At 61.9% G+C, this 24,204-nt stretch carries 13 protein-coding genes; 11 read left to right on the plus strand and 2 right to left on the minus strand.

Going from position 1 to position 24,204, the window contains the following annotated elements:
• Nucleotides 1-21: 21 nt before the first annotated feature.
• From CRO46_RS10365 to CRO46_RS10405, 8 genes are all read left to right on the plus strand, one after another.
• On the plus strand, nucleotides 22-855 hold the full coding sequence (locus CRO46_RS10365) for a shikimate dehydrogenase family protein (protein ID WP_097107557.1): 834 nt from the start codon (nucleotides 22-24) through the stop codon (nucleotides 853-855).
• 211 nt (nucleotides 856-1,066) lie between these two features.
• Complete coding sequence (locus CRO46_RS10370) at nucleotides 1,067-1,990, plus strand: hypothetical protein (protein ID WP_097107559.1); 924 nt, start codon at nucleotides 1,067-1,069, stop codon at nucleotides 1,988-1,990.
• Nucleotides 1,991-2,352: 362 nt separating this feature from the next.
• Complete coding sequence (locus CRO46_RS10375; RefSeq protein ID WP_097107560.1) at nucleotides 2,353-5,523, plus strand: acetate and sugar kinases/Hsc70/actin family protein; 3,171 nt, start codon at nucleotides 2,353-2,355, stop codon at nucleotides 5,521-5,523.
• A 17-nt stretch (nucleotides 5,524-5,540) separates the two neighbouring features.
• A complete protein-coding gene (locus CRO46_RS10380; protein ID WP_097107562.1) occupies nucleotides 5,541-6,350 on the plus strand; it encodes a hypothetical protein in 810 nt (269 codons plus the stop codon).
• A 15-nt stretch (nucleotides 6,351-6,365) separates the two neighbouring features.
• Nucleotides 6,366-7,877 (plus strand): hypothetical protein, encoded by a 1,512-nt coding sequence (locus CRO46_RS19825; RefSeq protein WP_143438988.1) that lies wholly within the window; start codon nucleotides 6,366-6,368, stop codon nucleotides 7,875-7,877.
• A 5-nt stretch (nucleotides 7,878-7,882) separates the two neighbouring features.
• Nucleotides 7,883-10,723: a penicillin-binding transpeptidase domain-containing protein gene (locus tag CRO46_RS10395; protein ID WP_179759013.1), complete on the plus strand. Its 2,841-nt coding sequence runs from the start codon at nucleotides 7,883-7,885 to the stop codon at nucleotides 10,721-10,723.
• Nucleotides 10,720-14,115 carry an FtsW/RodA/SpoVE family cell cycle protein gene (locus CRO46_RS10400; RefSeq protein ID WP_097107567.1) on the plus strand — a complete coding sequence of 1,132 codons (3,396 nt, stop codon included), beginning with the start codon at nucleotides 10,720-10,722 and terminating at the stop codon, nucleotides 14,113-14,115. Before CRO46_RS10395 ends, CRO46_RS10400 begins: the two co-directional genes overlap by 4 nt.
• A 38-nt stretch (nucleotides 14,116-14,153) precedes the next feature.
• A complete protein-coding gene (locus CRO46_RS10405; RefSeq protein WP_097107569.1) occupies nucleotides 14,154-16,382 on the plus strand; it encodes a coiled-coil domain-containing protein in 2,229 nt (742 codons plus the stop codon).
• A gap of 160 nt (nucleotides 16,383-16,542) precedes the next feature.
• Here the strand turns inward: CRO46_RS10405 and CRO46_RS10410 are convergent, their stop codons facing one another.
• Nucleotides 16,543-17,523: a hypothetical protein gene (locus CRO46_RS10410; RefSeq protein ID WP_143438990.1), complete on the minus strand. Its 981-nt coding sequence runs from the start codon at nucleotides 17,521-17,523 to the stop codon at nucleotides 16,543-16,545.
• Nucleotides 17,524-17,650: 127 nt separating this feature from the next.
• Here CRO46_RS10410 and CRO46_RS10415 point away from each other — a divergent pair, with 127 nt between their 5' ends.
• On the plus strand, nucleotides 17,651-20,200 hold the full coding sequence (locus CRO46_RS10415; RefSeq protein ID WP_097107572.1) for a hypothetical protein: 2,550 nt from the start codon (nucleotides 17,651-17,653) through the stop codon (nucleotides 20,198-20,200).
• Between the two features lie 185 nt (nucleotides 20,201-20,385).
• Nucleotides 20,386-20,691: a hypothetical protein gene (locus CRO46_RS10420; RefSeq protein WP_097107574.1), complete on the plus strand. Its 306-nt coding sequence runs from the start codon at nucleotides 20,386-20,388 to the stop codon at nucleotides 20,689-20,691.
• Between the two features lie 461 nt (nucleotides 20,692-21,152).
• On the opposite strand, the gene CRO46_RS10425 is transcribed toward CRO46_RS10420, so the two are convergent.
• Nucleotides 21,153-21,629 (minus strand): DUF305 domain-containing protein, encoded by a 477-nt coding sequence (locus tag CRO46_RS10425; RefSeq protein ID WP_097107575.1) that lies wholly within the window; start codon nucleotides 21,627-21,629, stop codon nucleotides 21,153-21,155.
• 147 nt (nucleotides 21,630-21,776) lie between these two features.
• Here CRO46_RS10425 and CRO46_RS10430 point away from each other — a divergent pair, with 147 nt between their 5' ends.
• Nucleotides 21,777-24,176 carry a heavy metal translocating P-type ATPase gene (locus CRO46_RS10430; RefSeq protein WP_097107577.1) on the plus strand — a complete coding sequence of 800 codons (2,400 nt, stop codon included), beginning with the start codon at nucleotides 21,777-21,779 and terminating at the stop codon, nucleotides 24,174-24,176.
• The last annotated feature ends 28 nt before the right edge of the window (nucleotides 24,177-24,204 follow it).

A 24,204-nucleotide genomic window follows, 5' to 3' on the forward strand; every position in this document is an offset into this window, starting at 1 on the left:
CGGCAGATTGGCGGCAGTGACATGATCTCAGGAACCACCAGCCTGATCGCCCACCTCGGCGTTCCCACGGACTCCTTTCGCGCGCCGCTGATCTACAATCCGTGGTTTGAATCCAGGGGCATCGACGCCCGGGTGGTGCCGATGGGCTGCGAAATCGAGGATTATCCGTCCTTTCTGCCGCTGCTGTTCCGGCTCCGCAACCTGACCGGCGCGCTGGTGACCATGCCGCACAAGGTGACAACGGCCGGCCTGCTGGACGAGGCCAGCCCGGCGGTGCTGATCTCGGGGTCCTGCAATGCGGTCAGGCGTGACGCTGGCGGGCGGCTCATCGGCGATATGTTTGACGGTGAGGGGTTTGTCCGCGGGATGCTGCGCAAGGGTCGTGATGCGGCGGGCGGCCGCGCCCTCATTGTCGGTGCGGGCGGTGTCGGATCGGGGATCGCCGCTGCGCTGGCCCAGGCGGGTGTCGCAGAAATCGGGCTCCATGACAGCCGGGCAAGCGTTGCCGAACAGCTCGGCGAGCGCTTGCGCCGCCATTGTCCCGGCGTCGGCATCATCACCGGCTCCAACGATCCGGAGGGGTGGGACATCGTCATCAACGCCACGCCGCTGGGAATGAACCCGGGCGATCCGATGCCACTGGACGTCAGCCGCATCGATCCCGCGGCCTTTGTCGGCGAGGTGGTGATGAAGCAGGCTGAAACACCGTTTCTCGCCGCCGCCCGTGAGCGTGGCTGCATGACCCAGATCGGTGCTGACATGCTGTTCGAGCAGATTCCGGCCTATCTCGAATTCTTCGGCTTTCCCCCTGCGACTTCGGATGAACTTCGCCAGGTGTCGCAGCTCAGCTGCTAGCGCCGGTCATGTATAGGTGCGCCAGGCAAGGAGGATTTCCGGCGGATTTGCTTGCCAATCCTGTCCGGACTGGCGGAGATTTGACTTTTTTGTGACGGCGCAGCTTGCTGCCCGCCGTTGATTTCCGCAGGTATGTCGATACAGTCTGTCCGCTGTACCGGTTGCATCATATCGCAGTATAGTCATCGGTGATCTGCGAAGGGAGGACCTTGTGGAAACAATTCCCGGCCAGGCAAGAACCTTGATGTTCGAAGAGGTGTGCTACGGCAAGCCGGTCCGCACCCCGGGCGGCCCGCTGCACGAAAGTGCCCTTTACGGTGTCAATGCTGTCACCCCGGGCATCGACAATCCGCTGCGCTACATCCCGGCCAATTTTCTGGGCAACACCAACCTCACCTCGAGCATGATCGATCCGGAATTTGCCGGACGCGGCGCCCTCATCGTCAAGGCGGTCGACGAGGGGCTGGCAATCATGCGCATGCGCTACCGCGCCGAAGCCGGGGAGGGCGAAAGCGGACGCCAGTTCCTGCTGTCGCGCACCCTGCTGTTGCCGGACATTCACTACTGGCACGAGATTCCGCCGGGTCTGTTTTCCTGGTGCGAACAGGCACTGGTGGCGCAGCCTTTCGTGTTCGATCACCCGGCAGCGCCCCCGGCGAGGCAGGTTGATTTGCCGCCGTTCCAGCCCCGCGACGTCAACTGGTTCGACAATCTGAGCCAGCATCGGCAGATCCAGCTGGGGTCCGCTTTCCAGGCGATCACCCGGCGGATCGGATGGACCGTGTCGAGGATGGTTGCCGAGGAGGAAAAGCAAAGGCCCGCGGCCTTGATTGCCGCCGACCTCGATGTGATGTCCTCCCTGCCGAGAAAGTTCCCGCTCAGGGATGGCGACCAGGATCAGTTCATTCTCAATCTCGGTCTCGAGCCGGTGTTGACACCCGGCGCTATCAGCTATTTTCCTGGCCATCGCGGCAGTGCGATAGAGGCGCCGGACCTTCATGCGCTGCGGATTGCAATTATCAGCAGCGAGGAAAACAAGCCTTCCGAGCAGCGCGTGGGCCCGTCGCGCGGGGCCTCCGACAGCCTTGACCGCAGGATTGGCAGCGAGCCCATTCCGTTGAAGTGGCTTTCATAACAATTTCAAATAATTGTGTTGCATTTTAATCATTTACTTTACCGCCATTCAAGGTGGCTCCAGCTGTTGCGCTAAGGATTTATAAACTATATCGTTCGGGTTCCGGTCGGGTAAGTACTAGCGTTGGGTCTTTAATGTTGGATTGGGATCTAAGTAACCCTAAGAAAACGCATCTCAGAATAGAGAATTCTTCCGTGGTCTGTGATCTTGGTGAATTCTCTCGCGTGGTTACGCTGTCCAATTCGACTTTAGATGCCGATGAAACGCTTAAGATATCGGTCGCCGGTTACATTGAAGAGGCTCCCTGGCTGAGTGCGACACTCCGGGATTTGGATAGTGGAGAGTCTATACTTCAATACGATTTGGGAAAATCGAAGAATATTGATCTGGCTCTGGAATGCGCGCGCGAGCCGACCGAGGACGAGATAGATGATGCGTCCCGGCAGAATTTCACCCTCTCGATCACTCTGCAGACCAAACGCGCCGACGGCCAGTCACAGAATCTGAAGGTCGAGCTGGCCGATCCGCGCCTGCAGACGCTGGAATGGCAGCCGCCGGTGGTCCAGACCCGGCAGGCCTCGATCCCTGAACTCAGCCGTGTGGAAAAGCAGGAACACACCGATGTCGACCTGTTCACCGTCAACATCAGGCAGCCTGTCACCCGGCTGGAATATGGCGGGGCGCCGACCAACCTGATTGTCTCGGGCCGGCTGAGCTGCCGCGTTGACGGTGAGATCAGGGAAGTGTCGGCAAATTTCATGCAGGGTGCTGCGGCCGTCCGCGCCAATGCGGGAGTGGCCTGCGAGCTGCGCGCCGGCGACGAGGTCTCCATACCCTGCATCGTCTCCATCAACGAGATCTTCGAGGCCGCTGACAGCGCCGACACGCTGCAGATGCAGTTCGACTGGAGCTGTGTGTTCAGTGACGAGGCCCAGGCGCCGCTGTCGGGCGCCTACGATTTCGACCTGCAGCTCAGGCAGGGTGAAATCCTCGCCCTGAAATACCGCGATGCCTCGGCCGTCCCCAACATGGTCCGCAGCGAAACCCCCTTCGCGGAACGGTTTCCCCTGGAGTTTTCGGTGCCGATCACCGGAGGCGGGGTTCAGTTCGAGCTGGGGGACACCATCGAGTTCGATGTTGTCTGCCTGGACGACAGCTGGAATGTCGTCGCCCACGCACACATCCTGCCCGAGGGCGAGAAGACGACGCTTGCCAGCCGCGAGGACTTCAAGCTGGTGCAGGACATCGAAGTTGATCACGTCGGCGGCGGCAAGATCCAGATCCCGTTCCACAACACCACCTTGGACGAAACCGGCGACACCGACCGCTACCAGCTCTTCATCCGCTTCGAAGCCCGACGCCTGAAAGTCAGGGCCGGCATGTCTCTGGTGGCCGAAGACGATCTGTTCGAGCACAAATACGGCATGGTGGCGGTCGATATCGTGCTGCGCCAGCGGGATCCGAAATATCTGATCTGTCTTGATTTCGGGGCTTCGGCGATCGCCGCATGGTTCGGTCGGGTTGAACGCAACTTGGCGCGGCAGCTTATCCCCCTGGGCTCCTACGCCTACAGCCTGGCCGGGGCCCATTCGGAATATGATCCAAACAAGAAGCGCTGGCAGAACGTTCTCATCCCCTCGACCATCGGCCTCAATCCGGCAAAACACGTGCGCTCGCGCAAGGCGCCCCTGTCCTACGGCAATCTCTCTTATGTCGGCACCAAGCTGCAGGCTGCTGAAAAGAGGATGACGCGGTTCGGCCGCACCTATGATGTGTCGATACCGGTTGACCGCGACTTCGTCACCGATGGGGAAGCCTCCGCCTATCTCGAACTTCAGACCCTCGTCATCCCGGATCTCAAACGCATGCTGATGAACTCCGAGCCGGGGTTCAAGTACCGCATCAAGCAGCCCGTGATCGAGCGCACCGGTAATGGACTTCAGGCAACCCGCGAGATCAACCTCGCCGCCCTGACCCGGGACGCCTTCCATGAGCTGGGGTCCTACATGGTACCCAACGCGCTGTTTTACGCCCATGACCAGCTCGACGGCCCGATTGTCAGCGAGTTTGGTGACGAGCGCTTCGACCAATGGCTGGAATGCGCCGACAATGATGTCCAGGTGGTCGTGACCCACCCCAGCGGCATCGCCCACCACAAGCGCGATCTCTACAAGAATGCCGCCCGGTCCTTTGCCCAGGGTCTTACAGGCACCCAGGATGCACGTGCTGCGCGCGAACCAAAGCTGATACCGGAAGCCCTGGCGGCGGCCTATTTCGGTATTTCCCGGACCCAGGCCCGGCGTGAGGAAACCGAGGTTTTCGCCTGTATCGACATCGGCGCCAGCACCGTGGATGCCAGCTTGATCGAAGTGAAGATGCGGCACGACAGCATCGAAAGCTGGAAGGTGTTTGCCCATTTCGGAGCCACCATCGGCGGCGCCAACCTCGATGAGGCACTGCTCGCCGTGCTGATCAGCAACCTGCGTGAACTGTTTTCCTCAACCGAACCGGTGTTCGAGGATCTCGAGCTCGATCATCGTTTCCTGCGTGACGAGGCGCTGAAGACCGCTCTGCTGCCCCGTATCCAGGAGGCCAAGCGGGCGCTGTCGGAAAAACTGATGCGCTATGCCGGCGCAGACAACGAGTATGGCTGGGCTGAAGAGGGCGAGGGCAGTTGCTTTGCCGTCGAACTGAACGACATTGTCCGCAGTGCCTCGCCGGGGCAACCGCTCAGCGAACGCGACACGCCTGTTCCCGGCTCGAACGGTAAGGTGCAATTGCGTGTCGAGAGCAGCTCGACGGGCGGCCAGTCGGTCTGGATCGAGATTTCGCCGGATCTGCTTGATGCCAACGACCCGATTGCCAGCCCGACCCGCAGCAACCCGCAGACGGTCGCTCGCACCCTCGGCTATGCCGTTCCGGCAATGCTCATCCGGGAAGCCCGGCGGCTGAACCTGGGGGACCCGCAATGGGTGGTCACCGGCCGCGCCAGCCTCTGGCCGTCGATCTTCTCGGGCATCGGACGCACGGCGCAACTGCTCGGCCAGCCGCGGGATGCGGCGCCGATGCGGCCGTTCAGCCCCGACGACATGAAGAATGCCACGGTCTACGGCGCTGCTCGTCTTGCCACCTCGGGTCTTGAAGTCACCGATGGCGCGGATCATTCCTATGCGCTGGTGCTGCATGATGATGGCCGCGGCGTGGTTTCCGAAATCGAGTATCTCGACACGCGATCGCGCTCGGAAGGCAACAAGAGCGTGCGCTTCCTGCCCAATCGCTGGCTCAGCCGGGTCCTGCCCGGGCTGGATGATGTCGGCAGCGACAACGACATCACCCGCGACGAGATCGTGCGCCTGTTCGGCACTTTTGGTCAGAAGGTGGTCGTCGACCAGTCGCAGGTCAAACCCGGCGGCCTTGCCGGTGGCCAGGATCAGCATGTCGAGATTTCCTGGAAACGCAGGAACTCGGAAGTCGAGTTCACGGTCGGTGATATCATCGTCCGCCAGCCCCGAAGTCGCCTGGCGGGAACCTAGAGGGGCAAAGGGAGGTGATGGGTATCGAGTTCACATCCACAATTGCACAGATCATCTTTCTGCTGCTGCTTGCCGTTATCGTGGTTGCGGGGGCCTGGCTGTTCCGGCGGCTTCGCCGAGACGAGGCGCAACTGGCTTCCCTGCGGCGGGAAAACAGCAAGCTGCGAAACGAAATCGCCAACATCACCGGCTGGACGGCCAATGGCAGACTGCCCGAAGACTGGCAGGAGCGTCTGCGCAATGAGAAGGCCGTGCCCGGCGTTGCCAATTCGCCTGCCGGCGCCGATGCGCCCGCAGAGCCGGTGCTGCTGGCGGCCCACCATGCTCTGGCTTCGGTCGAGCCGCCGCACTTTGCCTCAGGCGACAACGCTGACGAAGTCGGTCGCGCGCACCGGCGCAACATGGATCTGATCGCGGGGTTGGCGGCGGAGCGCATCGATCCGCTCCCGGCACTGGCCAATGGCGACATGGACAATCTTTTCTGCTTCTGGCGCCGGCTCGAGGCCTATTTCCCCGATCGCCCCGAGGCCGATGCCTACGGGTTGGCGGCCTATGCGGTTCTCGAGCTGTTCAAGCGCCGGCAGGTCCAGATAATCGCGCCGCGGCCTCTCTCGGTCGAAAGCGTCAAGAACTGTGTTTTCACCACAGACGACGGCGAGAAACTCAGAGACATTTCCCGCATCCGCACAGCGGCTTTTGCAGCGAGCTCCCGCTTTGCCAACCCCAAGGGAGGGGAGGAACTGGTGATCGATTGCGAGCGGCCGGGGTGGAACGGTCCGAACGGGCGCAAGAGCCCGAGAATCCTGATCCTGGACCGGTCGTGGTAGGGCGCGGGCTGATACATGACACTCGGTAATCCAGTTCGCTTCAGCGACGAGTCCGACCGCCCGGTCATCATGATTCCGGTCAAGCTCGATCTGCGGGACAACCAGGCCTTCTGGCGCCGCAATGTCTTCGGCATCCCCAAGCGGGGTCTGCTGGGCTGGCTGTTCAGCAAGGGCTCCAGGGCGGCGCGGGATTATCCATGGGTGGTCGGCGGCAACCCCGATCCGGGCAAGAGGACGCGCCCCTTCCAGGTCGCGCGCGGCTCGGTCGATGAAGTCCTCTACAACATTACCGACAAGCTGGTGATCGGAACCGCCAACGGCAGCGAAGTGGTCGAGGTGGCGTTTCAACACCTGACCTTTGTCTCTGGCCCAGGCGGTGTCTGCGATACCGCCTCCGACATGGGTCTTGAGGAGCGGATCTCGGAAAGTCTGGCTTCGACCCTGAAGGGCTATTTCGATCCAACCATCGGGGTCCGGGTCGACTGCATGGTCAACCCGTCACTGCCTGCCAGCCAGCTCAACATGTATCTCGGACAGGGCGTCTTCGTACCGCGGCGCGGCGAGCGGCCGATTGGCTGGATCCGCTATTATCCCGACCCGTCGCGGCGGGAGGATTACAACCAGCCGCATCTGCTCGATGGCAGGCCTGCAGGCCTCTACAAGGGTCAAGGCGGACTGGTGATCGGCATCGGCGAAGGCCTGCTTCACGCCCAGATCGATCTCGGCTCCGACGAGGAAGTGCAATCCCCTTTCATGTTCATCACCCGGGAAGCGGTGCTCACTCCCGTCGACGAAGAGCCCAGGGGCGGCGGAGTCGATGCCCGGCTGTCGTTCTGCCGCAGCGACGGCAATGAACCTGTGCCAACGCCGGTGGCGCGCACCGACGAGCAGTGTGATGTGGCCTGGAAGATTGATTTTGTCGGCACCGCCCAGATTCCGGGCCGGCTCGAGCTCTGTGTCGATTCACGCAAGTCGCGGCTGCACTGGAAACCCACCACCAGCTGCAATGCCGCGATCACTTCGCTGCTGTTCGATCTGCGCGACTTCTCCCATCGGGACGTGGACCGGGTCTGGATCGATCTCGACCGGGACAACATCCTGACCGCCTACGCGCTGCAGGTGGCACGGGTCTCGCTGGTCTGGGACTGCGAGAACGAAGAGCAATATGTCTATGAATGGGGCCAGACCGGCGCTCCGTTCAAGACCCCGGGCAGTGTCGGCCTGAAATGCCGAATGATCGAGAACAACATGATCGAGGTCGGGCGCGCCGATGGCGAGCCATTCGGCTATCTGGAACTGCCCGAGGTTCCAGAGAAGGTGATCTTCTCCGACACGTTCCAGTCGTTCAGCGGCTACCATCTCGACTGGCTCGACCAATGCGGACGCATCTCCTTTGGCGACACGGTGCTGTCGCTGGGTGAAGCTTATGCCGAAAAATGCTCGGGCATGCCGATCGCCAGATTCGAACCGGGGGAGCCGCGAAAAGTCGTCGGACCCCTTGTGCTGACCCCTTACGAGGGAGGCTGAGAGCCATGAAAGCCGGATTGTTCAGCGCGGGTTATTTCAAGATTATTGTGCTGTCCCTGCTCGCTGGCATTCTCTATCTCGGCGCTCAGTTCTTTGTTGATACGTTCCGGGTCAACCGGATCTGGATGGACCGCGTCGAGATCCCGAGCGCGCTGGCTTTCGACGCCGCGACATTTGACTTCCTCGTTGAAGGTGGCGCGATCTGGCCGGTGCGTGACGGTGTGTCCGTGGCGCTCGGGCACGCGCCCTGCAACACCCTGGCCATGCGCTCGCCCGAGACGGTGACCCTGGTTTCCGGACCGGCTGGCGAGGCGGGCCGAAAATATGTCCGCGAGTTGTGTGAATCTGCCCAGGGCGAACGTATCCGCCAGCAGGTTGCCAATTTCAACCAGAGCTACCGTATCGTTGCTGTCTCCGACAACCGCGCAGCCGACAGTGCGTTGAAATCCGACCAGGGCGTAGCCTGTGCCGACGGCGTGAGCACGGCGAAGCTGTTCGTGCCCGCCCGTTGCCTGCCCAACAAGTGGGAGGCCACGATTGCAGCCGACGGCCGGGCCGTTCAATCGATCACCACGGCAACGATCTCCCAGTTCGACTATGCCTTCCTGGCCAGCGAAACCGAGAGTTTCTTCGGCGACTGGAAGGTCATCACTCCGGTAATCGACACCCAAACCGGCGAGGCCGGCGAGTACCGCTTCACCACCACCATGACGTTGGGCGACATGCCGGTCAGCATCCGCACCATCGGCGCGGTGCGGTCGATCTCGATCAACGGCGCGCCGCTCACCATAGACCCGGAGGTCGGCCGAGACGAGGTAATGGCCGCTGCCGGTATGAGGCAACTTGCATCCCTGGCGATCCTTTGTGCCGACGATACCCGTTCGATCGGGCATCATGTCCGCTGCGAGGGTGAAAATCCCCGCGGACGGCCGATGGGAACGAAGATCTTTCTGGCCGAACCGAAGGGCCGGACGATTGATATTGAACTGCTGATAGAACCCTCGATCCGGATTGATCGCGGCCTCAGGCGCTACCTGGCCGCTCGCCAGAACGGTGCTCCCGACGTTCCGGGTGAAAAGGTCTCGCTCGGCTTCGGACGCATCCGCGTTGCCTGCGACCTGTCCGGATTTGCGGTTGGCAAATCAGCCAGAGGCAGGTCGGAGACCGGCTGCAATCTGGACTGGAATGTGCCTGACAACCAGCGCGTGGAGCGGCAGTCCGAGCCGTTGACCGGGCTGGAGCTAGCCGGTCTGCCGGTGCTGGATTCGCAAGGCGCGCTGACCCAGAAGGCCTTCCAGCTCGGGCTGGGCGGGTTGCTGGGTCTGGGAACCGGCGATTCCGGCTCTGTCGCTGCCGCGCTGACCCGGACGGAGGAGGGCAAAAACCCGTCGCTGACCCTGATCCCCGACTACCAGGAAAAAGCGCTGGCCGCGCTTGAGCAGAACTACACCTGCCCGAACGACGAGGAGCGCTGTGCCCGGCGGGCCGATCTGGTGATCCTCGATGCCGGGGGCGAGGACGCCGGCAACGTGCTCGCGATTGCCAGCCTGCCGCAACCGCGCACCGGCATGTCGTCATGGGACATCGAAACACTGGAGCTGACGGCGTCCGCCAAGAGCCCGCTGGCTGCCTATGCCTGGCGCAATTACGATCTGCGCGGAACGCCGGGGTCCGCTTTCAAGCTGGTGACGGCGCTGGCGGCCAGCCAGCATGTGCTCGACAGCGGCGACAAGGCGCTAGAAAGCGTGCTGTTGGGCACAGCAACCCCGCTCCAGATCGCCGACCTGTTCGGCATTGCCGCGACACGGCCTTCGTTCAACGGCCGCTGCAAACCGGACTACGAGGAGCGCGACCCGGAAAAGATGAACGCACTGCCGATCCCGGGGGCCCGGGACAGGATCGTCTTCTGCATGGGCAACTCGGCATCCTCTGCCGGCGTACGCAGCGGTATCAGTCACATCCTCGAAACCGGGGTGGAAAGCGGCTGCGGTGACGCCCGAACCCCCAGGGCCGGCATGTGCGAGGCGATCAAGCGGTCGTCGAACCTGTTTTTCGCCGGCATTGCCATGTATCTCGACGCCGATAAATTGCTCGATCCGGAAACCGGTTTCGAGCACACCGATCCGGTTTCCGATCTCATCCTGGCGAAAGAAGCCGCGCGGTTCTTCCCCGCCGCCCGCGACCCCGATGCCATTGCGCGCAAGAGCGCGCTCGACATTCTCGATGTCAATTATCCTGCAACCGGCCGCGGCCGTGCCAGCCCGCTGATCGTTGAAGCCGGGCTGCCGGTGCCACCCGGCGAGCCACGGCGTCTGCGGCTGGCGCGTGGCGGCATCGGTCTCAGTGTCAGTGCCAGCCCGCTGGCCATGGCCACCGTCACCGCCTCCGTTGCAACTGGCAAGATTGTCAGGCCGCACCTGGTGCCGCGCGCCGAACGCGGACCGTCGGATGATCCGGTGGAGGGCGAACCCCTCCTGATCGCCCCGCCGGAGAAACAGGCGCTGGCAGACAGGTTTCTGCGCGAACTGCGCGACGGCATGGGCGCGGTGATCCGCAAAAGCGGCGGCACCTCGCGCAGCGCCTTCGCCAAGGTTCCAGAGGAACTGCGCAACTCGGTCTTTGCCAAGACCGGCACGGCGCCAGTGTTCAATCATGTCAACGCGCCGTCCGACGGTCGATATGCCTCCTGGCTGGTCGGTTATGTCGATCCGCAGCAGGGCCTTCCCGGCATTGACCGGAAACTTGCCTTCGCCTGCCGGGTGGCCTTTTCCCCAAGCTACGGCGGATCGGCCTGCGGGCCGATCGTGCGGGATTTTCTCCTCGCCCTTTATGAGGACGGAGAATGAGGATCGTCCGCTCACTCACCTCGGCTCTTGGCATCGGGATACGCCTGGTCTTCGGGCTTGCCACGCTGGCCGTGATCTTCTGGTGGATGGCTGCGCTTTTCACTGCCGCCGGTCAGGCGCCGCGGTTCAGCGCGCTGGGGGAGCTGAAGCTGATGGTGCCGCGCGGCGAAGAGGTGGTGCTCGGGCGCGCCGAATTGCTCCAGCCGGCAGGGGCCCGATCGGCAGAACTGCAGCATGTGCGGCTGCGCGCGAGTGAAGACGGTCAGTTGCTGATCAGCAGGGTGGCGGAGTTGCGTGGCCTCAATGTCGAGTTCGGGGGCAAGACCGAGGAAGGCTCGAGCGAGCGTTATGAAATCTCGCGCCAGGACGGCGCCCATACCCTGCTTTCGGCCGGCTCTCAGTTCGTCAAGATCTCGGTGACGGACGACGACGGCATCGCATTTTCGGTCGAGGACTGGAGCGGAAGAGCCTCGACGGCGATTGTCTATCGCGACGGCGCGGAAATCCTTGTCGACGGAAAACCCGCCGCTGCGTGTTACGAACAGAGCACCGCCGGCTGGGTTCTGTGGCAGGCCAACCGGCTGAGCCATCACATCACCGAGAGAGTGTCGCATCTGCTCGAGCCTCTCGGCCTGGGTGATCTGCTGCGCCGAAAGGGCAGGGCGACAATTGCGGTGCTCGGCGGCGATGTGGATTGCACCATGCACAGCTACGCCCTGGTGGCCATGCCGCGCGCCAACCCCGAGCTCGAATTCGTGGTTCACAAGAACCTCTCCGACGACCGCCTGTTCGTCTCGATTCACCGCGACGCCCAGCTTGTTCCCGTCAGCTTCGAGACCTGGCTCGACGGCGAGAGGATTCGCCACAATTACGGCCGCACCGGCATCGAGATCCCGGTCGCGTCGACCTCGGACCTTGAAAACCCGCCGGTCACGCATTTCACCGCCGGCAAGACCCGCTATGCGATCGAAACGGCGGCCACGGCGGAAGCCGGGTGGGAGGTTCAGATTGTGCCCAACCGGAGGATCGCGCTGTTTGATGACGGCATCTGTGCTCAGGCCTTACTGGCCGATGTCGAAACTGCCTCGGCCGAGGATTGCCCGCCGCCGCTCGACAGTTCGCCAAACCTTCTGCCCAAGGGCGCCAGCATCGAGGTGTCGCAGGTTGAGCTGCCGTCTACGTTAGACAGGTTGTTCGTCAGCAGTCCCGAGGGGCTGGTGAGTGCCGAGATCCTGGCCCGGGGCGCGGCCATCTGCCTGTGCCTGCTGATCGTGCTGGCCGTCCCGGGCGCCACCGTCTGGCGCGCCAATGGCTCGATCGTGCGGGCCGCTTTGCTCACCCTGGCCGGCGGCTTCGTGCTGCTGCTTGCGCTGTTGCCCGATCTGGTTGCGATCGCCCGCTTGATCACCGATGTTCCCGACGCCTCGATGTGGCTGTTTTACGGGCTGGGAGCCATCTGGGCCTGCGCGACGATCGTCGTCATGCTCGACCGTTCGGGCGGGGCGGGCCTTTCGGCCTTCTGGCTGGTTCTGACGGGCATCATCGCCATCGGTTCGATCTCGATGTTCACCATGAGCGCGGAGGGCCCCAACACCGACTGGGAGCGCTTCTTCATCAAGCACAAGCTCGTCGTTCTCGATATACTTCCGCTGTTCGTGATGGCGCTGACGATTGTTTCGCCGACCGCGCTCAAGCTGAGGATCGGCAATGACTTTGCCGGCCGCCCCTCCTTTTTCTCGCCGACGATGTGGCTCCTGGCGATCGTCTTTGCCCTGTTCGCAGCCTGGTTCTTCCTCGGCAACCAGACCGGCCTCGGCGGCTCTATCCAGCCGGTCGAGGCCGGCAAGTTTGCCATTGTCGTGCTCCTGGGGGCGACGCTGGCGCAATGGCTGATCCGCGCCCGGCTGTTGGCCCAGGCCTGGTTCGGCATCACACTGATCGCCGTCATTCTCTCGACCCTTTTCCTGGTCGCGCTCCTGTTCGTCCCGGCGGTCAAATCCGACTATTCGCCCCTGATCATCATCGGTTCGGCCACGGCGATCACCGCAGTGGTCGGCGTCATGGCGATCGGCTGGCGAATCCGCGAAGAGGAATATGATGACCTCAGGGACATTCGCCGGATCCCGCTGTCCTACGTGCCGTCGATCCAGGATTACCGGCTGAGCCATGGCCAGTTCGCGCTTCTGCTGCTGGTGTTTGCCGCCATCATCCTGGCGCCGCTGCTGGCGCTCGAACAGGCGCGGCGGCTTGTCGAAGTGGTGACCGGATCGCCCGAATACCTGATTGCCGCAGCGCTGGTGCTGCTTCTGCTGCTGGTCATGCTGGTCAGGACGCTCGCAATCCCGCGGGCAGTCTTCATCCTCATGCTGGGGCTGCCGCTGGCGCTGATGGGAACCTGGGCGCTGATGCGCGGCGAGCTGCTCATCCTGGTGCTGGCCGTGGCCTGCCTGCTTGTCGTCACCTTCGCGGTCGCCATTCGCAACCGGGTGAACTGGACGCTGGCGCGGGTCGCCATAGCCGCCCCGCTGATCGCGCTGGTTATGGCCGCGGCCTTGCGCGATGTGCCGGCCAAGGCAGGGCTGGGCGTAGAGGACTGGTCCTGGTTCCAAGGCCCCGACAAGCAGATCACCGAATTGGAGAAAGTGCTCGGTGAGGGTCGCCGGCTGCCGGTTGAACGCTTGATGAGCTGGGCGGATCTGCGCTTTGGCCGGACCGGTGGCTACGAGGAGCCGAGGCAGTTGTCGCTGCGCGACATGAACTTCCACGTGCTCAGGTCACGCGCCACCCTGGCCAATGCGCCATGCGGAATGAGTGCGGAACTGACGGCGGCGCCGTACAATATCGGCCAGGCGGTCGGCTGGCTGGGTGACGCGATTTCCACCGGGCTCGGCATTTCCTGCCCGGACGAGGCGCTGGCGGCAGACACGCTGCGCTGTACCCCTTCGACCCTTAAGGGACCGGTCAGGCCCCATTGCGTGCCCGTTGTGCAGAGTGATTTTGCCGCCACCTACATCGTCACCCGCCATGGCAATGCCGCGGCCATCCTGCTGATCACGCTGCAGGCCTGCTTTATCTTTCTCGTCATCAGCCTTTATCTCAAGCTTCAGGCCAAACGCTCCCGCGATCCGGTCGAGACCGGCGCCGATCAGGCGCTGGCCTGCATTGCGCTGGGGGCCGGCATGCTGTTCCTGATGCAATGGATTCTGGCCTGGTCGAATGCATTCGGCCTGTTGCCGGTCATGGGGCAGCCGATGACATGGTTGTCGGCGGGAACAAGTCACCACCTATTCATGGCAATTCCGGCAGCACTGGTGCTCCTCGTGGCGGTCCGCCTTGCAGGAATGAAAGCACCCGTGTTAACAATTCGTATACCGCCAAGACGCCGGGGTTGAACACCAGTAGAGTTTGAGTAGAGGGAGCAGGCGTTGAGATGGACAAGAACAACAAAGACGGGAACGCGGTCCTCAGCACGATCCGGCTGAAGCAAGGTTTCATCATCCTCTTTGCTGCAGTTGCATTCTTCATGACTGCATATGCAACGAGCGGTGGCGCGCGAATATTCATGACCGAGACCTATGCCTGGGTCGGCATTACCGCGCTGGCAGTCGGTTTCCTGGCCTTTACCTCGCTGGTTCTTGGCGACGGCATATCCTCCAACCGGATCACCCAGATTGCCCTGGTGATGCCGTTCTATCTGGTCGCCGTGGCGATTTGCTGGATCTCCTCCTTTGCCTCCTACCATCAGCAGTTCCTCAGCGTCGGCGGCTCCGATCTCGCCAATGCCGAGACCAACCTGCGGCAGATGGGGCTCTATGCCCATAACATCAACAAGGAAATGAACGAGCGCTATCTCGATGAGAAGGCGGAGCTTCTCGGCGACGAGGCGTTGAAGGACTACTCGACCCGGATGGGCGCTCTTACCGACGAGTTGCGAGACCGTGACAAGAAACGGGAAATCGCCTCCGAGCTGCAGACGCTGATCGAGACCAGGAAGGTCGAACTGCGGAACCGGCAGGGTGAGCTGAAGACCCAGCAGGGCGAGGTCGAGCGCAATCTGGCCAAGCTGACGACCGAGATCGGGGAACTGGAGGCGCTGGTTGCCGCAACCGAGGCCCGGGTGGCTGCTTCCGTCGAGCGCGTCGACAACCTCGAGATCGCGCTGAAGCAGGAAGAAGGCGAGCCCGGTGTTTCGCCGGCCAGCAAGGCCATTCTCCTGGCCGACGGCCTGGCCAGTCAGCTCACCGACGATCCCGCTTGCAATCGCAGGCGCCGTGCCGGCACCGGCGGGGGATTGAAGGGCACCTGTTACAATGCTCTTGGTGAGAACCTTGCCGACTCCCGGGCAGAGCTTGCCAGCCTGCGCAAGGACCAGGAAGCGGCGCGCAATCGGCTGCTGGCGGCAAATCAGGAACAGGCCGCGCTGCAGTCGCAGGTCGTGCAGATCGCGCAAGACCTGGACACCACCACGAGCCAGCTCGGCGAGGACGTGGCTTCCGGCTACACGCTCGATGCCGACGGTTTCCTGCAAAGCGTCAACGCCTTCATAGACACGCCGTCGCAGACCACCTTCAAGCAGACCGCCAGTTACTGCCAGGTGGTCACCGAGGTACTGTCGGACCTCAAGTCGGTGTCCGACTTGCCGGCCTGCGAGCCCCAGGCGCTGATGGCCGTATTCCGGCAGATCGATACGCTCGATGCCGAGCAGGCGGCCTTCGCCCAGGCTTGTGACGAGACCGACCGTCGCAAGCAGATCATCGATGATCTGCGCGGCGAGATGCTGGATCTCTCCGGCCCCGAGCGGCTCAAGCCGGTCACCCGGGCCTATGACGAGATGCGCGCTGATGTGCTGGAAACCTGCCTGGTTGCCGCCGAACAGCGCGGTCTTGAAGGCGGCCCTTACCGCGAGGATCTCGCCAGCCTCTATGACCGGATCAACCCGTCACAGGATGCCATCAGCAAGGCCATCGGCAAGGTCGAGGCGCTGTTCAACGGAACCGCGTCTGCGCGGGATTACTTCCCGGCCCTGCTGGCGCTGCTGCAGGAGCTGTCATTGCTGCTTTCCAAATTGTTCTGGGATGCCAATGTCGTTTCCAAGGCCTCGAAGCGGAAGGAGGATCTGGACATCGCCGATCTCGATCTGGACGCGAAGCCCGATGACCCCGATTCCGTTCTGGCCGCCAAGAACGTGATCCTCAACACGGTGTTTGACAAGCAGGGCTACCTGCTGCCGCATCTCTATGACGAGGAATATTCGCACGAGATGCGCAGCCAGATGCGGCTTATCGTCGACAGCCTGTTCCGCAAACAGCTGGCGCGCAAGACCGGGCGCGGCATCCTGATCTCCGAACAGGGACTGGCCGAAGTGGGCCGCCGGATCCGCAGGCACAATGACACCGCTCACCCGGGAGGCGCCGAAGCGGAACCCCCCGCCACAGAGGCATCCGGGATGGTGGCAGAGAAGAACGTCGCGGAGCCGCAAGGAGAAACCGCGACCGGCTCATCCAACGAGGACAAGCCGGTCGCGCGTCCGGTCCCGGCGCAACACGGGCTTGCGGCAGCACAGGCGGAGCAGCTCGAGGAGGCAGAGGCCAATTCCACCCAGCGTCCGCGCCGCCGCAGGCCGGTGGTGGTCCGGCCCAATTTCCGGCGCGAACTCTGATGTCTCGCCCCTGGGGGGTGGGGGGACTATCCGCGTTTGCGTGGAAAGCGGGCGGTCTGGCGATGCAGCCGGCTAGGCCCTGCTGCAAACACTCATTGATATGTGCCGGGTAGCCGAAGGTTCAAGCAAGCCACGTCGCCGCACGCGTGGCGTCTGCGCGTCAGCCCTGGGGTCCGTCCACCGTCTCCGCTGTGGCGGAGGCTGATGCCGCCGGCTGAACCGCGGCTGCAGCCGGGCTCCGTTCCTTCAGCATGCCGCTGAGGATTTCGTCACGCGTGAACAAGAATGGGCTGTCGAGCCCCAGCGCCGCGAAGATGAAGGGATCCGCGGTCATGTAGGGGTAGCGGACATTGTCCGGTGTCAGCGGCACCGGAAAGCGCGAATTCCCCGGATCGAGAATTTCCGCATTGGCGTCGATATTGGCGCATCCCAGCTGCGGATGAAAACCGTAGCTCGACGTGGCGATGAATCTGAGGTCAATGTCCCGCTCCTGCGAAGGAAACGGACGGAAGTCCTTGATGATGTCGAAGGCAGGCCGCATGTGGGCGTGCAGTATGGCGAGCACCGCTTCGGGCTCGGTGGCGATGTCCCGCGAGCGATTGCCGAACCGCAACAGCAGCAGATCGAACATGCTGATGGCGATGGCGACGCGCTCGAGATTCTGAAATTCCGGCTTTCCGGCCCGTTCGAAGAAGTCCTCGACCTTGTCGATCAGCGCTTCGAAACCTTCATCGGTGCCGGCATTCAGTGCCGATATGACGAGCACGATGCCTTTGGCCTTCGAAAACCACTCGTCCAGTTCCTTAGCCTTTTCGGCGTGAGGATTTGCCTTGCCGGCAACATCGCTGCTCGGAAAGGCAGCTTCACCCGGCGCGTCGCGGACATGGATGGTGAATTGCCGGTTCTCGAGAGCTCCTTCAGGCTCGGGCCCCTCCTGTTGCGGAAGATCAAGTTCGAGATCAAACCGGATGTCTGTTACGCTTTCCGTGGCGTCGGGAAGGTTGCGGTAGTAAGTCCGAAGTAGTTTTCGGTTTACCCGGTCAGTTTCGATCTTGATGTTGTGAAGTTGACGAAACCCGTGGAAGTTGAGTTCCACGCATTTGGCGAAATCGACAAACAGGTTTGTTTTGCCTGATCTCACCGGCCCGGTCAGCCCGACGTGAATTTGGTTGTTATCATTAACGGCCAATTCAGCGTTCCCTTTTGCTGAATTTCATTATAAGTCTTTAAAAGCAATAAACCATTTGAATAGTACAGGAAAGAGTCGAATGGGATATCGGGGCGGAGACTGCGAAAATGTCTGGCTTGCCTGGGACGGCGAAGACCAGGCGGTGCTGGGATATTTTGCATCCAAGGGGGAGGAATTGGTCAAGCACCGCAAGGGTGCGATCGTCCTGTGTCACCTCAAGCCGCATGCCTTCCGCGAGGGCAACCGTTCGGGCGTTGTCGTTGACATCTTCTCGATCGCGCCCGGTGAAAATTTTCTCAGAACGCTCCGTCTGCCGCGCGGCACCCATTCCGTCGAATTGCTGATCGATGACGCGCAGACGGCAAGGCCGCTCAAGGCCTTCGAGCTGGTCGGCGAAGCCGAGGGTGCTGTCGCCAATGCCCGTTATGGCAATGTCGTCATCGCACTTCCCGAGGACGAGGGTGACGATCCGGACGCCCGCTTTGTCTGGTCCGACAAGCGCATCCACCATGTCAAGAAACCGCATGCCCACATCGGATGGGCGGGATATTTCACCTCCTGGCCGGTGCATGAAGACGACGAGACCAGCAATGTGGTTGCCGTAACCAGCTTTCGGCTTGAGGTGCCGCATCTCGAAGACGCGCTGCAGATCTTCCCCGTCGGCTACGACATAACCGAAGCGGAGTTGGTGGCCCGGGATGACAATGCGACTGCAATCACCCGTGCGTCTGTCGAAAACGACCGGGTCCAGAATGCGGTTCTGACCATCGAGGGAAGCCGGCCGCTGCTGCATGGGCTTTACTTCCTGCATGTCTCGGCGCACCGGCAACGCGCCAACGAGTGGAGCGAAATCATCGACATTGACCCGGGCACGTTCCAGTCCATCAGTGACAATCTCGTCGATGCCTACCGCCAGCTGCTTTCCGGCTCGGGCGACTGGGACGAGGCCGAGATTGGCGATGCAGGGCAGAACCTGATCGAGATTCTCACCCAAGAGCATCGCTGGTTCGAACTGTCGCAGCCAGACTATTTCGTCGATGTCTTTCCCGACGAAAGCGGCGAGAAGGTCAAGCTCTCGGTCTACGAGATCTCGGCCGGAGACCATCTGGTCTTCTACGACACCATGGGACGCAAACTGCGGGCCGGCCAGCACCTGAGTTCCGACAGCATCATCGCCTTCAAGGCCAACACCACCGGCCTGCAACTGCTGCGCGGCGTCTACACGTTGAGCCACAAGAAGATCGCCGAAATCGACGCGCACCGGCCAGCCAAGCGTTCTTCGCTGTCCGAACCGAATGATTTCGAATCGCTTCCCGCCGCCCTGAGTGTGAAGCACGATTGGGTCTCGGCACCCTATTCGCCCTTCGAGTTCACGCCCTTGAAGGTGCACTCGGCCATCTTCTATGGCATGGGGTCCGGGGATGGCGGCTTTGCCTGGGACGCCTTCATTCGTGATCCGGCGCCCTGGTTGCTCGCCGACGCCATCGATCCCGATTTCTGGGCCAGCCAGACGGAGTTCAGGCCTGCGCGCGACGGCAATATCCTGCTCAGGGCGCTCAGCCTGCTCGATCGCGACGAGGCCTTCGTGGCGCTGCCGCAGCTTGAGGACCAGATCGTGGCTGCCTTCCTGATCACGCGTCTGGCGAGAACGCCGGTGCTGAAGACCTGCATATACCGGATCAACGGCCTGAGCCCGGCCGCTGATGACCTGCCTGCGCTCGCCGAGCTGGTCAATGGCATTGACCGGCGCCTGGGTGACGAGGAATTCCGCGAATGGCTCTCCTACAGCCAGCCGGAAATATTTGAAGCCCTGTGCGAACCCAACGGCAATTTCAGGCCGATCGACCGGGCAGACCTGAAGAAACTGTCGCAAGAGCTGCAGATGGCCGGCGACATCTTCGACGCCTTCCACGGCGCTTTGGGCGAATCCGCCAAGCGGCCGGTTGTGGGGGCTTCGCCAAACGGCAGCTGGCAGCCGCAGGGCGCAAGCGAGGAGGTTCTGGAAAACCTGATAGCCACGCTCACCGAGTCCGACCTTGCCAGGGACAAGGTGGCAGGCCAGCACTACGAATCCCTGCTCGCCCAGTTCGGCCGCAATGCCTATTACAGAAGCCGGATCGCCGCGGACATCTACCAGCATTATCCGGATCTTCTGCCCAATGATTCGAAGAAGCTGATGGAGTTCCTGCGTGGTCTGCTGACCGAATCCGGATGCAATTTCGACATGCGCAATTTCGACGAGAAGCTGGTCGGAAGCGTGGCCGAGAACATGCAGAACGTCGAAAACTGGCTTCTGCCCAATGCCGTCAACATGCGCAAGATGGCACAGGTCGAGCTCGACAACGCCTCGATGAACACACCCACCGACGAGAAGAAGAAAGCCGCCATCGTCGAATTCGCAGCCGCTCACGAGATGCAGAAGACCTGGGACGACATCTCCGACATCATCACGAGAGCGGAAGACGCCGGCATCCGGGTGCCGACCAAGCTGCGCCGCTTGCAGCTGCTCTGGCCGCGCGAGAGCTCAACCACGCTCAGCGAATTCCTGACCTTCGAGCACAAGCACAAGCACATTCTCGGCCAGAAACTGAGCGAGACCTACGGTTATGATTCCGTTCTCTACGCCTGACATGGAACGTCGCAAGATCTGAAATTTCAGCATTCTCGTGGCCCGTCGCTTGGCTCACCGGCGGCCGCGCCGTACTGTGTCCCGGTCCGGCCCGCTACATTTCAGCGGCGCTTGCAAATTATTATTGGAACCAATTCCCGGCTTCGATGTTTCCCTGTTGTAAGATTCAACGAAAGGGAAACACCATGAAAAAGCTCATCGCAGCTACTGCTCTCGCCACCCTGTTTGCAACCAGCGCATTCGCTGAAGGCGTCCAGGAATACAATCGCACCGCCATGGAAACAATGGCCGAAGGCGACACCGCCGTGGTCGACATCATGATGGACGCAGAGGGCAACGACCGCGAAGACGCCGACTTTCAGGCTCGCTGGGACGCCGCGACACCTGAACAGCAGGCCAAACTGAGGGACACCTGCGCCCGGGGCATCGAAGAGAAAGTCGAGTTCTCTGAAACTGGCGCCGCACGCTGCAAGATCGTCACCGAAAACTAAGGTTTTCTCGCGGCCGGCTTTCCTCCCGGCTGAACGCGAAAACTCCCAAACCGCAAGACCGGTCGGATGTTCCTCATCCGGCCGGTTTTGTCGTTGCATTGAATGCTGGCGGCTGGTGACTTGCTCCCGCTCAAGTCCGTCCGATGTGTTGGGCTGTTCACGCTGATGTCGCGCTCTCCGTCTTCATATCACCCTGGGTGGGGAGTTGCAGGCGGAATCACGAGCAGCAACAAGCCACCGATGACGCTCACGAATCTTCCCGCGCATCCGGTCCGCTGTGAGTGCCGTATCGTGGGTTAGTGTATGCGCAGGCACCATTCGGCTTGAGCGCCTCGCATCATGCCTGCCTTCTTCATGCCATCCTGAAAAAAAGGTCCGCGGACCCCAGAGGCTACGGAGGCAGATCCGATGAAGCGGTGCCTGAACGCAAGCCGTCCGTCAAGCCGGCCGTCAAGCCGGCCTTACCGGCCATCAATCTCCGGGGTCGCTGCCGGTCCGCCCTCGAGATCGGCAATCAAGGCTTCCATCTCGTCAATTTCCCGCTTCTGGGCCTCAATGATCTCGTTTGCAAGGTCACGCACACGCGGGTCGCTGATATCGGCGCGCGTGCTTGTCATGATGGCGATGGAATGATGCGGGATCATCGCCTTCATCCAGGCCACGTCGCCGACCGTATCCTGACTTCGTACTAGGTAGAGACTTGCGCTGAACGCGATCACCGATCCGACCACGATGGCAATGTTGGCTTTTCTGTTGGTGTACATTGAGAGCATGAAGGCCAGCATGACCAGCGCCATCGCAGCGCCCATGTAAAGCGCCATCCACATCCTGGTCTGGCTGAACCACACGTGGCTGCTATCCCAGGTGTTGAGATACATCAGACCGTACATGATGATCGTTGAAGTCGCGATCATCGCGAGAAAACGTGAATAGGCCATTTGCTCCTCCATATAGCGTGGTGTCAGCTTAACGAGTTTCCAGTGGTGGAAGGTTCCATTCGGGATGGCAGAAAGTTGGAACTGATCGCTTGACCTTCCAGTCACTGGAAGATCTAGGGTCGTTTGAAGTCAGGAAGGAGCGGCATCATGGACCATCAAGGCTGCACGCACGCAGATTCGAAAGACCACCGTGACGGATCGAAGGTCGACACCGGCGCGCTGTTTGAGGCGGCCACCGTGCCAGTCGACGGCAAGGTCAAGGATCTCGTCTGCGGCATGGATGTCGCGCTCGGCAAGGGCAAGCCGAAGCTCGACTACAAGGGCGAGGCGTTCCATTTCTGCTCGACCGGCTGCCACGACAAGTTCGAGCGCGATCCCTGGTTCTATCTTTCTGGCAACAAGGCCAGAAAGAAACAGGCTGCTCCGAAAAACGCAATGTATACCTGCCCGATGGACCCGGAAATCGTGCAGGAAGGCCCGGGCACCTGCCCGATCTGCGGCATGGCGCTGGAGCCGATGGATGGCGTGGCCGATGGTCCCAACCATGAGCTGGTGGATTTCACCCGCAGGCTCTGGATCAGCGCCGGCGCTGCAATCCCGCTGCTGATCCTGACAATGGCGCCGATGCTTGGGCTGCCCGTTCGCCAGTGGCTTGGCGAAACGCTTGCCCTCTATCTGGAATTTGCATTGGCAACACCTGTGGTTGTCTGGGCGGCGCGGCCGTTCTTTCACCGCGGCTGGACCTCGATCAGGACGTGGAACCTCAACATGTGGACGCTGATCATGATCGGTGTCGGCGCGGCCTATCTCTATTCCACGATTGCGACTTTCCTTCCGCATCTGTTTCCCGCAGGCCTGCAGATGGCCGGCGGCCATATGCCGGTCTATTTCGAGGCGGCAGTGGTGATTATCGCGCTGGTGTTCGTTGGCCAGGTGCTTGAACTCAGAGCCCGCGAACGCACCGGCGACGCCATTCGGGCGTTGCTTGATCTGGCGCCAAAGACCGCCCGCCGCATCCTGCCGGATGGCGAGGAATATGACGCCCCGCTTGAAAACATTGTTGGCGGGGACCGGCTGCGTGTTCGCCCCGGCGAGGCCATCCCGGTGGACGCGGTCGTGGTCGAGGGCCGCAGTTCCGTTGATGAAAGCATGCTTACAGGCGAGCCGCTTGCGGTGGAGAAGGCTGAGGGCGACCATGTGACCGGCGGCACCCTGAACAAGAACGGATCGCTGATCGTTCAAGCTGAAAAAGTCGGTGACGAGACCATGCTGGCGCGCATCGTTGCCATGGTGTCATCCGCCCAAAGGTCCCGCGCGCCTATTCAGGGACTTGCCGATCGCGTTGCCTCTTATTTCGTCCCGGCGGTGGTTATCGTTGCTGTCCTGGCATTCGCAATCTGGCTGCTGATCGGTCCCGATCCGGCTTTCGTGTTTGCCATTGTCTCGGCAGTTTCGGTGCTGATCATTGCCTGCCCCTGTGCGCTCGGTCTGGCAACGCCGATGTCGATCATGACCGCCACGGGACGTGGTGCGCAGGCAGGCGTTCTGATCAAGGATGCGGAATCGCTCGAACGCATGGCAAGGGTTGACGTGCTGGTTGTCGACAAGACCGGCACACTGACCGAAGGTAAGCCGACTCTTACAGATGTTGTGTCCCTCGGGGAAATTGCCGAAACCGAAATGCTCGCACTTGTCCGGGGCATTGAATCGGGATCGGAACACCCGCTGGCCGAAGCCATCGTGGAGGGTGTTGCCGGGCGCGGGATCGAGGCGAAGCCGGTTTCAGATTTCGAGGCGATCACCGGGAAAGGCGTGTCGGGCCGGTCGGGTGACAGGGAAATCGCGCTGGGAAATGCGGCAATGATGGAGTTTGCCGGCGTTGACTGCAGCGCTGCCGACGAGCAGGCCCATGCACTGCGCTCGGACGGCAAGACCGCGATCTATGTCGCAATCGACGGCAGGCTTGCGGGTCTCATCGCAGTTGCGGACCCGATCAAACCCAGCACTGGGGATGCCATCCGGGCGCTCAATGAGGCCGGGCTCAAGATCATCATGGCAACCGGCGACAACGAGACCACGGCCCGCGCGGTGGCCGGTCAGCTCGGCATCGACGAAGTCCGCGCCGGAGTCCTGCCTGAAGACAAGAAGGCACTGGTGGATGAGCTGCACAAGGCCGGCCACAAGGTGGCCATGGCCGGAGATGGCGTCAATGATGCGCCTGCGCTGGCCGCGGCGGAGGTTGGCATTGCCATGGGCACCGGGGCGGATGTAGCCGTCGAAAGCGCCGGCGTAACCCTGCTCAAGGGCGATCTTGTCGGCATCCTGCGCGCGCGCAAGCTCTCCGAGGCGACATTGCGCAACATCAAGCAGAACCTGTTCTTCGCCTTTGCGTACAACAGTGTTGGCGTGCCAATTGCTGCAGGTCTGCTTTATCCGATCACCGGAACCCTGCTCTCACCTATGATTGCCGCAGCGGCCATGAGCCTGTCTTCGGTGTCTGTCATCTCCAACGCACTGCGCCTCAGATCGGTCAGGCTGGACGCTTGACCTTCCAGCAGGTGGAAGTCCTATGTGG

The sequence above is a fragment of the Parahoeflea halophila genome (assembly GCF_900220985.1).
Classification (GTDB): Bacteria; Pseudomonadota; Alphaproteobacteria; order Rhizobiales; family Rhizobiaceae; genus Hoeflea; species Hoeflea halophila.

Coding starts and splice junctions, on each gene's coding strand:
- CRO46_RS10365 (WP_097107557.1), top strand. CDS start 22: ATGATCTCAGGAACCACCAGCCTGATCGCCCACCTCGGCGTTCCCACG.
- CRO46_RS10380 (WP_097107562.1), top strand. CDS start 5,541: ATGGGTATCGAGTTCACATCCACAATTGCACAGATCATCTTTCTGCTG.
- CRO46_RS19825 (WP_143438988.1), top strand. CDS start 6,366: ATGACACTCGGTAATCCAGTTCGCTTCAGCGACGAGTCCGACCGCCCG.
- CRO46_RS10395 (WP_179759013.1), top strand. CDS start 7,883: ATGAAAGCCGGATTGTTCAGCGCGGGTTATTTCAAGATTATTGTGCTG.
- CRO46_RS10400 (WP_097107567.1), top strand. CDS start 10,720: ATGAGGATCGTCCGCTCACTCACCTCGGCTCTTGGCATCGGGATACGC.
- CRO46_RS10405 (WP_097107569.1), top strand. CDS start 14,154: ATGGACAAGAACAACAAAGACGGGAACGCGGTCCTCAGCACGATCCGG.
- CRO46_RS10415 (WP_097107572.1), top strand. CDS start 17,651: ATGGGATATCGGGGCGGAGACTGCGAAAATGTCTGGCTTGCCTGGGAC.
- CRO46_RS10420 (WP_097107574.1), top strand. CDS start 20,386: ATGAAAAAGCTCATCGCAGCTACTGCTCTCGCCACCCTGTTTGCAACC.
- CRO46_RS10425 (WP_097107575.1), bottom strand. CDS start 21,629: ATGGCCTATTCACGTTTTCTCGCGATGATCGCGACTTCAACGATCATC.
- CRO46_RS10430 (WP_097107577.1), top strand. CDS start 21,777: ATGGACCATCAAGGCTGCACGCACGCAGATTCGAAAGACCACCGTGAC.